The following is a 15,991-nucleotide window of genomic DNA, read 5'->3' as shown; positions in this document are numbered from 1 at the left end:
ATGAGTACCCCGTCCAATAATGTTATGGCTGGACAATTCATTTAGCATTTTGAATAGAATTTTCATGTTAAGCAGATCTCTCAACGATATTCTCACCCTGAACTCGTTTCGTGGGTCCTTCATCCGATAGATTTCTCTCCCGAACTTCGCGACTGTGCTTTAGTCGAAATAATGCCAGATTTTGAAATCTGTCAATGGTAGCGTAGTCGAAGTACCTGTTTAAATAGCTTATTAAGCGTTTAGGAACATGGCAGAGCTCAGTTTTTACTGAACTCTGGCATAATATATTATCATTCCGTATCAACTTACCTTATCCTTTTACCGCGTACGGGTTTCCCGTTCGGATTATCCGGGAAATGGCTTTCTTTCTCATGAGATTGTTTAAGTCCGCCGAACTGCCAGCTAAAAGATAGTGTTGCCGACCTGTTGTAAAACCTGTTTATGCCTGTACTCTGAAAAGTTGGTGCAAAAGCATAAACCGTTTCTTTAAATGTTTTCTGGAAAGGGTTAACCGTTGCAAATGTGATACTTGCCTTTTTATTCCAGAACTGCTTACTGATGGCAAAACGGTAAGAATAATTGGCCGAATTTTTTCCCTGCAAGGTAATAAAACCATTTCCATAATCACCTGAAATGCTCAGTAAAAGGTCATGGGGCAGGGTAAGGGTATTGTTCAGCGTGGTATTGAAAAACATGCCCTTATTGGATATATCTAAGGCCTTGCTGTTAAAGTGGAGGTGGAAAATTTCTGCCCCTGCATTTACGGTCCAATTACTAGCTGGCTTAAAAACACCGTTCAGGTTCATTCCTATTCTGGTGTTTTGGCCAATGTTAACAGGGTTGCTGTAAGAAATGCCATCTGCCCTCACGGTAGTTACTGTTTCGATTCCATTTTTGTTTGCACTATAATATAGGCTACTGATCAATGTTGATTCCTTTTCGCCGGTAAAAACGTGTGTGAGCTCCAAATTACGTGTTAGTTCGGGTTTCAGGTACGCATTTCCCTGGGTAATATTAAGTGGGTCGCTGGCATTTACATAGGGATTGAGGTCGAAGATATTCGGACGGCGTATCCTTTCAGTATAGTTTAGCTTAAGTTCGTGTTTTTCCCCAAGTTTTTTTGCAATCAGTAAATTGGGTACCCAGTTCGTAAACGTTCTTTCAAAAGATGGAACAGATTGGAAATCTGCATTGATTGCTGTCCTTTCAAAACGTATTCCAGGCCTGAACGTCCATTCATTATCCGTTTCAAAGTTCAAACTCATGTAACCCGCCAGAATACGCTGCCTGTAGCTCATACTACCCGATCGTGTAGGGTCTGTTTGGATGCGGCTGTTGTTTATTTCATAAATACTGGTAGAAGTAGTTCCCTGGTACTTTGTACCCAGTTCCATGGTTGTTTTTCCCGATTTGCTTAATGGATGGGTATAGTCTGCCTGAAAATTCCAGTCTTTTTCAGCCCCTTTGTTCGGTCCGCGTTCCTCAAATGAAAGTGTTCCATCGGTCCTATACTGTTTGGTAAGATAGTCGGAAAAGTCTGAAGATAGCGATCGTTGGGCAAGAAGCTGTAGCTCCTGGCCTTCGCGCAAGAACTTCTTCTGGTAGTTCATTACCCATTCTTTGTAGGTAAACCGGCCACTTTGATCGCTTACCTGACGATATTCATCATTTAGCGTTCCATTGTTATAGCGGTTATAAAAACTGTTTTTTTGCGGCCATGAATCTTTCCAGTAAGAAAAACCACCTTCCAGGGTTTGTAACGAATCGATCTGGTACTGTGCTGATAAGCTTGCAGACCCGCCCCGGTTGATCATGAGGCCATCGTTTTTTTGCAACAGACTTCCTGTTTGCCTGCCATCCATGAAAGAGAACCGTTGCAATTCAGTAGCGTTCTTCTCACGTTCACCAGTATAATTTCCCATAGCGGTGATATTTAATTTCCCCACTGCCATATTCAGCGCAAGGTTACCGGTCTGTTCCAGGTTCCCTGCCGAAAGATCCAGGGTGCCACTGGTTCCCTGAAGCTTCTTTTTGGTGATAATATTGATAACACCAGCCGCACCTTCTGCTTGGTATTTGGCAGAAGGGCTTGTAATGATCTCGACTGATACAATTGAACTTGCAGGAATTACTTTCAGCGCCTCTTTAAGATTTTTGGCCATAATTTTGGATTCAACACCATTAATTAACACCATGATGTTGGAATTACCGCGCATCTTCAATTCTCCAGTAGCACTCACCGTAAGCATTGGTGCCTTTCGTAGCACATCTGCGGCATTTCCTGACTTATTGCTGATATCGGAGGCCGCGTTATAGATAATCTTATCCTTATTGGTCTGGATGATTGGCTTTTTACGGCTGCCAACTATGGTGACCCCCTGCATGGTTGTGCTTTTTTCTTCCAGAACCATTCTGCCCAAGTCAAGCACTTCACCTTTAACAGCAATTACGTCCGAGTGATAATCGTTATAGCCTATATAACTGATCTGTATCTTAATCCTGGGAACTGACTTGACCTTTGCCGAGAAAGCTCCATCATTGCCCGACGCTACAGTAACCAATAAATCGCCGCTTTCGGTCCGTAGCACTATAGTAGTTGCAGGAAGCGTGAGGTTATCTGATTTGCTCACCACCACTCCCTTTACTGTTGTCAGTGAGTTATTCCCTGACTGGGCAAATGTAGCTATCGAAATAAGCATGATGCCCAGCATAAGTGGATAGGACAAAAATAATTTTACTTTGTTCATATAGTTGTATTTTAATGATGCAAAGCAACAAAGGCATGTGTGCTATAAAGGAATATAAATGACCAGCAGGGCAAATAAAATGTCGAAGACCGTTTGTCATTAAGATTTGTAGCTTTAACTTAAAAGCAGGAGTTTTGTGCATCTTAAGCGCTGTACTTTTTACAAAGGCTTATTCTGAAAAAATAATGATGCAATCATTGAGAAAATATTTAATATGGTAAATTCTGGTAAAACGCGTAGTGCCTGGTTACAGGAGAGTGTAATTTTCTGCGCAATGTTCGCATTAACTATGCTTCATGAGTGGATATTTATCAACTCACCGGAAAACTTTCTGAAAGGTCTGGTCTTCTTTCTCATCTTATATGCGCAAGCTCAGGCACACCGCTTTTATATCTATCCTTACTACCTGCGCAAAAACTATCTGGTTTATGCTGTTCTTACGCTTACAGCAGTATCTCTCGGAGCAAGCACGCTTTTTATTGCTGATTATTTTTGGATAAAGCCCGAGTTTTTTGAAGATGGAGAATTTTTCTTAGGATTTGTCTACCATTTTGTGATCTGCGTTGTTAGCACGGTAACCATTATGGCCCTTTCGCTTATGAAAAGTTACGCAACAGAATTGCAGCGAAGAAACCACGATCAGCTCTTGCTCAATGAAATGAACCTGAAGTTCCTGCATGCACAGCTCAACCCGCACTTTTTCTTTAACATGCTTAATAACCTTTATGGGGTAAGCCTTACCGAACCTGAAAGAACCCCTGCATTGATTGTTAAACTCTCCGAACTGATGCGCTACCAGATCGAAAACTGGAATCTGACCAGGGTTGAGCTGGCCGGTGAAATCAGCTTTATAGAAAATTACGTGGATCTTGAACGTGAGCGCATTGGTAAACGGTGCGACATCAGGTTAAATTATGCAAACAGTATCAGTGGTCCACAGAACCATACTATCGCTCCATTATTATTGATCGTTTTGATCGAAAATAGCTTTAAGCACAGTCAGAATTTTAAACATTGGTTTGTACATATTGATATTCACCTTTCTGAAGAAGGACTGGAAATGAAAATTGAAAATTCGCTCGCTGATGAGAGCTTGAAAAAGTATTCTACGCAGATCGGCTTGGCAAATATTGAACAGCGGCTGGAATTCCTTTATAAAGACGCTCATCGCTTAACCAGCGAGCGATTACAGGACAGCCATCGCACCGAAGTATTTATTAACTTAAAAAACACTTAAGAATGGATTTGTTAAGATGTATTATCGTCGACGATGAAGAAGGGGCACACCGGGTTTTGGAACACTTTATTGGCCAGGTGAGGTATTTGGAAATGGCAGGGTCATTTTATACCGCTCTTGATGCAATGGAATATATTTATCAAAACAATATCGACCTTGTTTTTCTGGATATTAATATGCCAGGCCTGAGTGGTTTGGAGATGCTCGGTGCAATGTCTTCCCGGCCATTTGTGGTGCTCACTACTGCATATAAAGAATACGCACTGGAAAGTTACCAATACGATGTGGTAGATTATCTGGTTAAGCCATTCGATTTTAAAAGATTCCTCTCATCTGTTGATAAGGTAATGAACCGCATGGGCACTAAACAGATTGCGCCACAGGAGAGCATAACAACAGATTATCTGGTGCTAAAGGTTGATGGTGCGATGCTCAAACTTAAGTTTGAACAAATACTTTATACCCAGAGTTACGGCAACTACGTTAAGTTTTTTACAGCAGACGGGATGCGCTTAAGTCAGATCACCACCGCAGAAGTTGAAAACAAACTAAATCCAAAGTATTTTGTCAGGATACACAAATCGTATATTGTTGCAATAAAGGAAGTTTCAACGGTTTCGGGAGGAGAGGCTATTCTTTTCAACGGGACCAGGCTTCCGGTTGGAAACCTTTATCGGAAAACTTTGTTGGATTCGTTGTAGATAGTATTATTTCGGTTCGGTGATGTACAGTTTCCTGTGCCTGTCGTCTATTATGGGATTTTACGGAGCCTAACGGCATAGTATGCACTTTTAATCATGATTTTTGTACAGATGCCATTTTTATAGGTGTAAATGTTTTCTTTGCCATTGGGTAATTTCAGTTCGTAGGTTTGGCCATCTTTTTGGATTTTTAAAAGTTGAGCGAAACCATCAGAATAGACCAGGCTTCCATCTTTCGGTTCATGAAAATAGAGCGACAACAAATGCATTTCAATTGGTTTTAAGGGCAATATATTTGACTTGCCCGAGCGGGTGTTTATGTAATCTTTTCCTGTCCATTGGGTTTGGATATCTGCTTTGATGCGCCCATTAACTTTCCTTAATATTGATGATCGTTGCAATTTTCCCCCATAGAAACTTGCATTTTCATAACCTTCAATCAGCATGTTCTTAAATAGCAGATCAATTTCTGCGTTAAATTTCATGGCAAGCTCGAGGTTCTTTCCAACTCGTTTCTGACTGATTTGCATGTTACCGATGCTTTTTCCGCCCTTTAATATTTCATATTTAAACTCCTGTGCATAAGCGGTTTTAACTGAAACCCAACAAATACAAAAGAACACGAAAAACTGCGTGGTTTTCATCTTTATATTATTCATCTCGCCTTTAAATGTAATGGGCCTGCATCAGGCTTTATTGATTACATAACCTAAGCACTAACCTTTTGGTAAATGGCTGCCCGGCCTGGTGGCCAGGGCAATAATCGCATCCTGGATTGTCCGATGGATCTGATGTTCAACCGCCTTATTGTGCCCCGTTAGCGCAAGCTGGGCCTTGCAATTGATCAGATCTTGCTTCATGGAAACTACTTGTAACGAAAAGCTGTTTTCCCTAATGTTTGTTAAGAAAGGCGTTAGTGAAGACTTTAATGCTTTTTCTACTTCATCAACCGAGGATATACGATCGAGTCCCAGTTCAAATTCAGCTATCACCTGCCTGATATCTTTTTTGCTTCGGTTCAGTACAATTGAAGAAGATACAACTGAATTAGGTATTACGATCACATCGCCCTCCTGGTTTTCGATGATGATGTTGATCAGTGTAATATCCCGGATCTTCCCGCTGAATTCGCCGATAATTATCTTGTCGCCTAAGGAGAGCCTGTCAGAGAACATGATGATCAGACCATTAGCCATACTGGTAATATAATCTTTAGAAAGTACTGCTATTGCCGCTGCAGCAATGCTTAAGCTCACAAACATATTCCTGATGTCGATATCAAAAAGGATCATGATGGAAATAATGAAAGTGCAGGTATTGATAATTGAGGAGATGCGGTTAATGCCGAGAACAAAATTATTCATATCCATTTTTTTATCCCGGTGCTTTCTTAAGTACAAAGAGATCACAATTAGCCTTACGAAAGAAACAACTAAATTGAAACTGAGGAAAAATGTGGTTGCGTATAAAAGCCCCTCGGTCAATGAAGTATTTATTTTAAATAGGTCTTCGGTAAAACCAAAGTATATCATTACTGAATAGAGTAATATTTTTGCAGTAAAATATAAAGCCGGCTTTTTTAGATCGGTTGTATGATTCATTATTGAAGGTATTGACATATCTGTTTATTCAATTGTTAACAAGAATATTGTTGTCCATCCGTATAAAGGATGTGACCAATATTTTGATGCAAAGAAAGCCCGGTGGGCTTTGGTTGAGAAAATTAAATGATCAACCAGTATAAATACCTTACAAACGTTGTTTGTCAAAAAGAAAAATGTTTTAAAACCAATATTTGAAACGGTACACTGGGCTTATCTACTATAATATTTATATTTTTTTCTCCAAAAAAAAGGCTGACCAACGCTGTTTGTCATTTATTACTACATGTTGCTCATTTATTTTAGATCGTAAGCTGCGGAAGGTATTTCTTTGCTGAAGTGAAAAATACCTGTAAACATATTCTTGGATTGCGGTTTTATCCTGTTACCAGGATAGCCTGTTATTCGTCGATCTTGATCGTGCTTTTAACGGCAGCAGATTCTTGTGGACAAGAGTCTCCAAAAGTAGATTCTTCGGGGAAATTTATTCCGGGCCCACTACAGGCAGAAGAAAACAATATGCTTAATCGCCAAAAAACAATTTTTCCCAGTGGCTTACACCTGTATGATGAGGTAAACAGCAATGGATTCTTAAAGAACAGACTTTCGGGGAATACCATCGTGCCTGCCATACTTTTAGCGGGAAGTCTATCAAGTTGGCATGCACGGGGAGCGTTTCAGCAGTTGCGGAACCAGTACCTTCCAACATTTAACAAAAAGTTTGACGATTACCTTCAGTATGCCCCGGCATTAACGGTGCTATCGCTAAAACTTTCAGGTGTGAAAGGCAGATACGAAACCAAAAGGACATTTGTCTCTTATGCATTTTCCGCATTAATTATGGCTGGCATTACCAATGCGCTTAAATATTCTACCAAGGTGGAAAGGCCTGATGGCAGCTCCAGAAATTCTTTCCCGTCAGGGCATACCGCAAATGCCTTTATGAATGCTACTTTCCTCCATCAACAATATGGAGATCAATACTGGTTGCTAAGTGCAGGAGGTTATACCAGTGCGGTGCTTACAGGGGCCGGACGCCAGTTTAACAACAGGCACTGGATATCGGATGTATTGGCCGGAGCAGCAATTGGTATTGCATCTGCTGAGCTTGGACATTACCTGGCCGGAAAACTATTTAAAAACGGCTCAGCTTTAAGCCCCCTTAGCAATAACGGTTCCGGTTTAGATAAAAACGGGTACCTGGGTATCCGGATGGATTACAGGATGCCTTTAAATGCCAACAATGAAAATATTTATGTGGGGCCTGGAAGTGGGATGAGTATCGATGCCGGATGGTTGGTCAATAAGTATTTAGGTATAGGGGCAGAGGCGGGGCTTTTTGCACACCCCGTGTTTTTTGAACTTTCGGACCAGCATGATAAAGTTACTGCCACAGGAAGATACCTACGGGCTGGCCCTTTTTTTAGGCAGGAGTTGGGAAGCGACTGGACATTAAATTCAAGATTGATGTTTGGCATTGGCCAGGGTTCTTCCACGGTCAGCCATCAGATAGCGATAGCACTTTCAAAAGATAGGGCAAGCCTATTCAATTGGGGAGTTGGAATCGATCTCCAAAAGAAAATCAACCAGCATCTGAGTGTTAAAACCTTTTTTAACTACGATAGCCCCAGAAAGATCACGATGACGCCGGGATTGAAAAACTTAAAATCCGACGACAAAATATATTCATCGCGTTTCCATACCATCTGCCTCGGGGTAGGCCTTTATGCCTTGTTTTAATGCGCTGATGCTAATAATGCGGGGCTAGTCGGCTTTCAGGAAAGCCTGGACCCCGCTTTGAACTTTTACTATCTTTGCCGATGAACAGTGTGCATAGGGGGGTATACGAGATAGTTGTAAAAAAGATATAAATAAATAACGATTTCGATTGGGACTTAATACCAATGCTGTTGTCATTGGGTTAGTGATGCTATCATCCAATCGGTTTCTAAACATTTGGATAAAAAATATTTAAAACTTTCTGCTAAATATGATCGACCGCGATGCCGACCTAATGCGAGGAATTCGACAAAAGGACAAAAAAAGCTTTGAGCAGCTTTATAAACTGTATTATAAAAAAAATTATCTCTTAGCCTATAAATACCTTCGCAACCAGGAGCAGGCCGAAGAGATTGCACATGATGTTTTCTTAAAGCTCTGGAATAATGGCGACGAAATCTTAATCAAGCAATCATTGGGGGCCTATTTATCCAGAAGTATCATCAATGGCTCATTAAATTTGATAAAGAAACAACAGCGGTTTGATGCACATATCGAAAATTATCAATACTCGATTGATGAAGTTGAGGAGTTTAGCGATGAGGCCCAGCTATTGGAAGATAAGCTGGAACGACTTGAACAGGCCATTGAAACACTTCCTCCCCAGTGTAGAAAAGTGCTGATGATGAGTAAATTTGAAAATTGTAAACAGCAGGAAATAGCAGATGCTTTAAACATTTCTATTAAAACGGTTAAAAACCACCTGACGCTTGGATATGAAAAAATCAGGGTAATGATGAAAAAAGATTTTTCTTTGCTGATCGCTATTGCGCTTTTTCAACTTCTGGGAATAGGACTAATGTTTCATGGCATTGTCTTATTAACAAAGTGGTATTAAATTATAAGAAGATATGAAAGAAAATTATACTCAAGATGAAATCCCTTACCAGCTTATTCTGGATGAGTTGAATGGAAACCTTTCAAACCATGATCGTGCGATACTGGAAAAGTGGAAAGCGGAGGCCCCGGAGCATATGGATATTTACCAGGAAATTGTTGAAATTTCCAGAAATGCAGAGCTACTCGGCGAAAAAAAACGTTTGGATACAGAAAAATCATGGCAAAAGTTCAGTGCATTGGCTTTTAAAGACAATGAAACCCCGGACCATAAGGTTGTAAAGCTGAAAAAAGTAAATTATTTAAGGTGGTCTGCCGCGGCGGTATTGCTCATTGGTATATTGGTTGCCATAAACTTCTGGAAAAATAGTGGCGAACAACTGGTGCAAACGAGAAAAAAAGAACGCTATCACTTAATATTGCCTGATGGAAGTGAAGTGATTTTAAATCAGAACAGTTCGTTAAGTTATAACAAACGCGATTTCTCCATGTCTAGGAAAGTAAAACTCAGCCATGGAGAAGCCTATTTTAACGTGAAGCATAACCCGAAAAATCCGTTTTCCATTCAGACCGGAGACCTTAGGGTAATGGACCTGGGCACCAGCTTTAATTTGAACATTGAGCCCGGATCAGTAACTGTTATTGTGAATAGCGGAAAAGTTGCGATGGAATACAAAGGGATCAAAAACAGGGTAATGTTAGATCCGCAGGATAAGGGTGTTCTGGATCGCGCTACCAAAGCCATTACCAAAAGCAAAAATGAGGATATTAATTACAGATCATGGTATGATAAAACGTTACACTATAAACAAAGCCCGCTTGAAGTAGTCTCCAGGGATCTGGAGAAGATATATGGAACCAAAATTATTTTTCAAAATGGTGAACTTAGGGAACGCCGGTTGACCGCCTATTTTAAACAAAAATCTATTGAAGAAATTATGCAGATCATCGGAACTTCACTTAACCTAACGGTTGTAAATACAAATGGAGGTTTTACCTTAACCAATCCTTAGTTTTATTTGTAGAAAATTTAACCAACAGTATTAATGTGCGATATTTGTAAATGAATAAAATCACAGAAAAGAATTTCGTTCCGCTAAAAATTATTGTTTTTTGTGTTTTTTTATTTCCAAAGGTTAATGCTTTTGGGCAGCAGAGTGCCCTGAACAGAAAGGTTAGTGTTCATTTGTCAAATCTTTCTGTTTCACAGGCCCTTGACCTGATGAGCAGCAGGTATTCGTTGCCCTTATCATACGATCCCGAATTAATCCCTGAAGAGAACAAAGTTGATCAGGAATTCGTAAATGTGTCCATTGCAGAAGTACTCCGCACCATACTTGCCGGAACAGGCCTGACCTATAAGACACTCCACAACGAGGTTATTATTGTCCCATTGGATAAAGTGAGCTTAAGCGGCAGGATCGTTGATGCTGAAAGTGGTGAAGATCTTATCGGCGCGAGTTTATATATCCCGGAACTTAGGCAGGGGGTTGCAAGTAATGGTTATGGTTTTTATTCACTTACGGTTCCGCCCGGGAGGTATGAAATCCAGGTTAGCCTTATTGGTTATACCACGCTTAAAAGCACCTGTTCTTTAGTCTTGAATGAAAACCGGGTATTCCGTATGCGGAAACAGGTTAAAGAACTGGCAGAAATTCAGATCAGCCAACCCGATGAAAAAGATTCATTGGCCTTCTTAAATCCAGGAAAAACATTTAACTGGGACAATGGCCGCCAGCGAGCGTATTTTAAGGGAGAAAGCGACCTTATTAAAGCGCTTCAAATGGAAAATGGGGTTACCGCTTTAACAGAGGGCAGTAGTTACATGTTTGTACGGGGCGGAAATAAAGACCAGAACCTGATCATCCTTGATGAGGCCACGGTATATAACCCTTCGCATCTTTTTGGCTTGACCTCTGTTTTTAACCCTGATGCCTTAAAAAATATCCAGACCTATACTGGAGCCATCCCTGCAAACTTCGGTGGCCGTCTTTCTTCCGTTATCGATGTACGCACAGCTGATGGAGATGATAAACAACTGCATTTAAAAGGAGGGGTCAGTTTGCTCACAGCAAGGGCTTCGTTGGAAGGGCCGATAGTTAAAGACAAAAGCTCTTTTCTTTTTGCCGCCAGGAGGAGCCTTAATAATCTTTTAAGCCATGACCTTGAATTGTTTAACCTCCGCCCGGCCTACTATGACCTGAATTTTAAGGTGAATTACAAATTAAGTCAAAATAACAGGGTTTTCTTTTCAGCTTATGTAGGGAGGGACAGGGTTAATTCATCTAACGGATACCTCAATAAATGGGGGAATCAGACTTCTACGCTGAGGTGGAACCACATTTTTGGTCCAAAACACTTTGTTAATCTTTCGGCAATCTATAGCAATTACAAAAATACCTTAAGTATCAACGCAGATTCCTCGCAGGGAACCAACAGATGGATCACCGGGATCCGGGACCTAACTGTAAAAGGAGATTTTATCAATTATCCCAATCCCCGTAACCAGTTTCTTTATGGCTTTAGCAGTATTTATCACCTTTTTATCCCTGGGGAGAGCAGTAGTGCAATTTACAATAATATTTCGCGTGTAAGGGCAGATGAGCATGCGCTTTATGTTTCGCATAAACTCTCTGCCTGGAAAAACTTTAAGCTGCATTACGGACTCAGGATGAGTTTTTTTAATACGATTTCAAATGAAAGAACTTATGACCTGAACGAGCAGTTTGAGCCTGTCATTGTAGACGAGGGAAATAAAAAAGCCTTTTTGCGCTTTGAGCCGAGGTTATCTTTACAATATATGCTTGGCGGCAACAGATCAGTCCTGTTGAGTTATAACCGGAATTACCAGTATCTACAGCTGGTGCAAAATGATGAACTGGCATTCTCTTCTTTAGAAAGCTGGATTCCTTCAGGAATAAACCTGTTGCCCCAACGATCAGATTTTGTATCCCTACGATACAAAGATGTTTTACTTGGAGGAAATTATACCTTTGATCTGTATTATAAGAAAATGCAAAACCAGCTTGAATTAACTGATCATGCACAGCTTATCTCCAATAGTTTTATAGAGGGCGAACTGCGTCCGGGTTTTTCAAATGCTTATGGAATGGAGTTTTCCTTTTCTAAAAACGTAGGTAACTTTAAGGGGGATTTAATGTATGCCTTTTCTAAAGTTTTCCGTACAATAAACGGTATCAATGAGGGAAAGCGGTATCCGGCCGGGTATAACATCCCCCATGTTCTGAAGTTAAATTTGTCTTATCAGATTTCCAGAAACTTTTCAGCAAATTCTTTTTTCACCTATAGCACAGGCCGTCCGGTGACCTCTCCAATTGGTTATTATGAACAGAACGGTTTGAAAGTTCCCATCTACAGCGATAGGAATTCTTCTAAAATGCCCGATTATCACCGGTTGGATCTTACCATACAATGGACCCCGGCTTCTTTAAGGGCATGGAATAGAAATTGGTTCAATACTTTTAGTGTTGGTTTGTTTAATGTTTATAACCATAGGTCTCCATTATTTTATAGGATCAATCAGCAGAATCTGCAAGAGTTGAACTTTGATCAGCAGTCCTTTTCGGGCAGAACATTAGGCGCATCTTATACCTTCAAATTTTAAGATTATGTGTTTAAAATCAGTTTTACCGATGATGGCAACAGTTTTTCTTTTTCTGGGATGTAAAAAGGATGAACCTGTTGCTAAAATACCCTATGATTTGACTATAGAAGGCGGCATCAGTACCTATACTACCTGGCAGTTCATCAGGCTTACAAAACCGGCTACCTTAGATCAGGATAATGTAACGCCTGTTTCGAATGCTACAGTGAGCATTAACGATGGCCAAAATGATATTCCATTTAAGGAGATTTCTTCTACAGGAATTTATTCTGGTGAGGTAGTACAGAATAAAAATTTTTTTAAGGGCTATACGCTTACTGTTATCTATAACAATAAAAAATATATGGCAACCGATACACTGCAGCCCGTTTTACCTATAGATGCCTCTTATGTTCCGGCCGTTGTAACCAGCAGAAATGGAGGATACCGGCTTACCATACCAAAACATACTTTCAGTACATCGGTAGCACAAAAATGGCTGATTTTGGTGCAGGGGAAAACCTGGACCGAGAATAAATTCGACGAAAGTTTCCCTTTCAGCTATTCGCATGTTTTCGGAACCCCGAATGCCCTGCATCCTTTGACACAAGAGGCAAGGGTGCTCGATCTGGGAATAAATGATAGTGTTAATATTTATAAATTTTCACTTTCTGAAGCGTACAGCACTTACCTGTATAACCTTTTTCAGGAAACGGACTGGAAGGGGCTACTCTCTTCCGTTCCGGGAGATGTTAAAGGCAATATTTCTGGCAATGCAAGCGGCTTTTTTTATGCAACAGACGTAGAAATGCAACAACGCACATTAAAAACATTGGCTGGTAACTGAGTGAACAATTGCTTTAACGTTTCGGGCCTGGCAAACAATAGGGTTCCTGTTACCTGTTGACGCTGCATTTTGAGGTAACCACTGGCCTCAAAAAGCACAAGTAACTTCTTAACCCCAGCCAGGAGTTATCCCATATTGGGACTTTTCTGCGTATCTACTGTCATTATTAAAAAACACCTGTTGATTTTTCAACATGTAACACTGTTCAACGATAGATAGATAAAATGATATGAAGAAGTATTTATTAATTGCAATATTGGCACTGACTGTTCAATTTGTGTTTGCACAGTCGCAATCGCATACTTATGATGTGTTCTACAATGAAAAGAACGTGGGGAAGATGTTGATCACTAAAACAGGCAATGATATGGACTGCGTTATCAAGCTGAACTTTACAGCGAGTTTTAATGTGGTGCTTAAAAGCATTCTTATTGAAGGGCATGAAGAAGCCATGTTCGAAAAAGGAATATTGAAATATTCTACAGTATTGCGAAAAGTTAATGGTAAGGTACGGGCCAATAAACAGACCAAAATAGCCAACGGAGTTTACAGTGCCATTGATGAAGGAACGGTTCAATCAGTTGATGTTCCTGAAATCCGTTCAAATTTTTTGAGTATACTGTTCTTAGAACCTGTTGGCCGCCAGCATATTTATGCAGATAACCTTTTGCAAAACGTTAAAATTGTCAATAAATCAGCACATACCTATCAAATCCCCTTACGTAATGGCAGCTATAATCAATATACCTACGTTAATGGAAAATGCGCTGCAATAGAGCTGAGTACGCCGTTTTTAAAATTAAAATTAAAACGCGTCTGATCGCAACATACTTTTTTCATAATCATTTACCGCGGCCGATAAAGATGGTCGTCATCTCTACTGAAGCGCAGTCCCCAACGTTCGGGTGAGCGATTTATCTCTCGTGAAAGTCCCTGAAACTAATGATGGGTGACGATTCCCGGAGAGATTTAGTTTAACTGAGCTTCGGGCTCCTAATTTCGCTTTACTCTGTTTATAGTGATTCTTGTGCAAGTAGCTTATAATCATTTTTTATTGTGTAGATCGTTCAACATCTTAGATGTTCTCAGGTGGCTAATTAAATAGCACTCTTATGATCACTTAAGGTACCATAGCCTACCTAAGTTTACAAATTGCGAAATTAGCTAAAGGCACGATACATATCTCATTCCTGTTTTTCATCACAAGAGATAAAATCCTGTGCTTTACTTATCCGGCAACCTTATAACAAAGGCGTTGAATAGCACCCGTAGCCAAACTACGAAATAGATAAAACTGATTATGGAGAGTAACAAGGGGCGGCTTTTTGCATAAACCGGAAAAAAAAGCAGGGGGAAATTGCAGGTAATTAACAGCAACACAGGGAGCAGTATATTCTTTAACATCTTATTTTCCTCCTTGATGTACCAGATCCCTACGCCTAGTACGGCGATGATAAAAGTACAATCTTCTGCTCCGGTGCTAAAAATAACCGGAAAAATCAATGCCGAAGAAAGGATAAGCAGTTGAAAGTCAGTATTCCTAAGCCTGCGGTGATTTAAATAGGGGATGGCAAACAAAATTGCGCCTGTAAACAGAAATAGGGTATTGCTTAGGTGGGGCAATTGCAAAAGGCTCCTGAAAAAGCCCATAATCGACATGTCAATTCCTGCTCCAAGCACATTAAGCGCATTTTTTTCGGACAATGAGCTAAACCATTCCTGGTAAGCATTCAGGATGTACGCAGGTGAGCTAAAAATCATAGGGACCAGAAAAAATATAATCGCCCAAAACACCGAATAAATGATGTACCTGGGCTTGTCTTTAATAAAGAAAAAGAATGCCAGGCCAATAATGCCATAAAGTTTAACGAAAATCCCAAGCATCATAAAAAATGATGCAATAAACCCTTTCGAGCGGTTAAGCTGGGTATAGTTTAAAATGATCAACGCGCCAGCTATAGGATTAAATTGTTGGTTAAGCATCGATTCAATGAGGCAGGGAATAGCAATTAGGCCAATAGCCTGCCGATGGTCTTTGCTTACTGGCAGCGTTTGTATCGCCCCAAAAAGTACCATACAATTAAACAGGTTCCAGCAAAGCAGACCAAGATAGTTGGGTAACAGCGCAAAAGGCGCAATGATGAGGCTAAAAGCAGGTCCGTAATGATTTGCATCTTCATGGAAATGCGGATAAAAGGCATAAAGCGACTTTCTTTCCAAAAGGTTTCTGATGGTGTTCTCAAAAATCAGGTAATTGTTAAGCCTGTTGGTTATCCATGAATCGATAACAAATATCATGGTAACTAATACCCATAACAGCAGGACGAATCTTTTCTGCAGGTAGAAAGGTTTTTCAAGAGAATTGGATGGTATCATGTCTGATTTTATATAAATCTATATCTCAAGTAGAATGAAGGCAAATCTGGTTTAAACTTGATGTGTTGCAATATTTTATTGCTGCTTAAGAAAGGTAATTCCCATTCCAGCAATCTGTATGGATTGGTATCAATAACTAAGTCGCTGCCTTTGGAAACTTCAATCTGTAAGAACGTAATATATGGCCTGTAGTAATAAGCAAAAACCACTCAATAAGATCGAATGGTTTCATTTTGATGGATAAAAGCAAAAACGGGTGCCA

12 protein-coding genes are annotated in these 15,991 nt (G+C 40.2%); 8 read left to right on the top strand and 4 right to left on the bottom strand.

Features of this window, described 5'->3' with window-relative positions; all coding sequences use genetic code 11:
- Positions 1 to 305 precede the first annotated feature (305 nt).
- Complete coding sequence (locus FHT21_RS11165; protein WP_167294744.1) at positions 306 to 2,747, bottom strand: TonB-dependent receptor; 2,442 nt, start codon at positions 2,745 to 2,747, stop codon at positions 306 to 308.
- 214 nt (positions 2,748 to 2,961) lie between these two features.
- Here FHT21_RS11165 and FHT21_RS11160 point away from each other — a divergent pair, with 214 nt between their 5' ends.
- Both FHT21_RS11160 and FHT21_RS11155 read left to right on the top strand, forming a co-directional pair.
- Positions 2,962 to 3,984, top strand: a complete 1,023-nt coding sequence (locus FHT21_RS11160) for a histidine kinase (protein ID WP_167294743.1) — start codon at positions 2,962 to 2,964, stop codon at positions 3,982 to 3,984.
- Between the two features lie 2 nt (positions 3,985 to 3,986).
- Positions 3,987 to 4,685: a LytTR family DNA-binding domain-containing protein gene (locus tag FHT21_RS11155; protein ID WP_167294742.1), complete on the top strand. Its 699-nt coding sequence runs from the start codon at positions 3,987 to 3,989 to the stop codon at positions 4,683 to 4,685.
- 50 nt (positions 4,686 to 4,735) lie between these two features.
- On the opposite strand, the gene FHT21_RS11150 is transcribed toward FHT21_RS11155, so the two are convergent.
- Together FHT21_RS11150 and FHT21_RS11145 are read right to left on the bottom strand one after the other, a co-directional pair.
- A complete protein-coding gene (locus FHT21_RS11150) occupies positions 4,736 to 5,344 on the bottom strand; it encodes a DUF6134 family protein (RefSeq protein WP_167294741.1) in 609 nt (202 codons plus the stop codon).
- Between the two features lie 57 nt (positions 5,345 to 5,401).
- Entirely contained in the window at positions 5,402 to 6,049 is a 648-nt protein-coding gene (locus FHT21_RS11145) for a mechanosensitive ion channel domain-containing protein (protein WP_167294740.1), read from the bottom strand.
- A gap of 576 nt (positions 6,050 to 6,625) precedes the next feature.
- Here FHT21_RS11145 and FHT21_RS25125 point away from each other — a divergent pair.
- The 6 genes from FHT21_RS25125 to FHT21_RS11115 all read left to right on the top strand — a co-directional run bounded on the left by FHT21_RS25125 (position 6,626) and on the right by FHT21_RS11115 (position 14,173).
- Positions 6,626 to 8,026, top strand: a complete 1,401-nt coding sequence (locus FHT21_RS25125; protein ID WP_167294739.1) for a phosphatase PAP2 family protein — start codon at positions 6,626 to 6,628, stop codon at positions 8,024 to 8,026.
- A 250-nt stretch (positions 8,027 to 8,276) separates the two neighbouring features.
- Positions 8,277 to 8,903, top strand: coding sequence for an RNA polymerase sigma-70 factor (locus tag FHT21_RS11135; protein ID WP_167294738.1), 627 nt, complete (start codon positions 8,277 to 8,279; stop codon positions 8,901 to 8,903).
- A 13-nt stretch (positions 8,904 to 8,916) separates the two neighbouring features.
- A complete protein-coding gene (locus tag FHT21_RS11130) occupies positions 8,917 to 9,915 on the top strand; it encodes a FecR family protein (protein ID WP_167294737.1) in 999 nt (332 codons plus the stop codon).
- Between the two features lie 50 nt (positions 9,916 to 9,965).
- Positions 9,966 to 12,527 (top strand): carboxypeptidase-like regulatory domain-containing protein, encoded by a 2,562-nt coding sequence (locus tag FHT21_RS11125; RefSeq protein WP_167294736.1) that lies wholly within the window; start codon positions 9,966 to 9,968, stop codon positions 12,525 to 12,527.
- A 28-nt stretch (positions 12,528 to 12,555) separates the two neighbouring features.
- Positions 12,556 to 13,353 (top strand): DUF4249 family protein, encoded by a 798-nt coding sequence (locus FHT21_RS11120; protein WP_167294735.1) that lies wholly within the window; start codon positions 12,556 to 12,558, stop codon positions 13,351 to 13,353.
- 229 nt (positions 13,354 to 13,582) lie between these two features.
- Positions 13,583 to 14,173, top strand: coding sequence for a DUF6134 family protein (locus tag FHT21_RS11115; RefSeq protein ID WP_167294734.1), 591 nt, complete (start codon positions 13,583 to 13,585; stop codon positions 14,171 to 14,173).
- 404 nt (positions 14,174 to 14,577) lie between these two features.
- On the opposite strand, the gene FHT21_RS11110 is transcribed toward FHT21_RS11115, so the two are convergent.
- The gene (locus FHT21_RS11110; RefSeq protein WP_167294733.1) at positions 14,578 to 15,729 is read right to left on the bottom strand and encodes a glycosyltransferase family 87 protein; all 1,152 of its coding nucleotides are present in this window, start codon (positions 15,727 to 15,729) and stop codon (positions 14,578 to 14,580) included.
- Positions 15,730 to 15,991 lie beyond the last annotated feature (262 nt).

The organism is Pedobacter sp. SG908 (genome assembly GCF_011759615.1).
GTDB classification, from domain to species: Bacteria; Bacteroidota; Bacteroidia; order Sphingobacteriales; family Sphingobacteriaceae; genus Pedobacter; species Pedobacter riviphilus.
The sequence above is the reverse complement of the archived record's forward strand: the minus strand, read 5'-3'. Positions and strand labels throughout refer to the sequence as shown.

Excerpts from the sequence above, each read along its gene's own strand:
- FHT21_RS11165 (WP_167294744.1), bottom strand. The coding sequence starts at position 2,747 with ATGAACAAAGTAAAATTATTTTTGTCCTATCCACTTATGCTGGGCATC.
- FHT21_RS11160 (WP_167294743.1), top strand. The coding sequence starts at position 2,962 with ATGGTAAATTCTGGTAAAACGCGTAGTGCCTGGTTACAGGAGAGTGTA.
- FHT21_RS11155 (WP_167294742.1), top strand. The coding sequence starts at position 3,987 with ATGGATTTGTTAAGATGTATTATCGTCGACGATGAAGAAGGGGCACAC.
- FHT21_RS11150 (WP_167294741.1), bottom strand. The coding sequence starts at position 5,344 with ATGAATAATATAAAGATGAAAACCACGCAGTTTTTCGTGTTCTTTTGT.
- FHT21_RS11145 (WP_167294740.1), bottom strand. The coding sequence starts at position 6,049 with ATGAATAATTTTGTTCTCGGCATTAACCGCATCTCCTCAATTATCAAT.
- FHT21_RS11135 (WP_167294738.1), top strand. The coding sequence starts at position 8,277 with ATGATCGACCGCGATGCCGACCTAATGCGAGGAATTCGACAAAAGGAC.
- FHT21_RS11130 (WP_167294737.1), top strand. The coding sequence starts at position 8,917 with ATGAAAGAAAATTATACTCAAGATGAAATCCCTTACCAGCTTATTCTG.
- FHT21_RS11125 (WP_167294736.1), top strand. The coding sequence starts at position 9,966 with ATGAATAAAATCACAGAAAAGAATTTCGTTCCGCTAAAAATTATTGTT.
- FHT21_RS11120 (WP_167294735.1), top strand. The coding sequence starts at position 12,556 with ATGATGGCAACAGTTTTTCTTTTTCTGGGATGTAAAAAGGATGAACCT.
- FHT21_RS11115 (WP_167294734.1), top strand. The coding sequence starts at position 13,583 with ATGAAGAAGTATTTATTAATTGCAATATTGGCACTGACTGTTCAATTT.
- FHT21_RS11110 (WP_167294733.1), bottom strand. The coding sequence starts at position 15,729 with ATGATACCATCCAATTCTCTTGAAAAACCTTTCTACCTGCAGAAAAGA.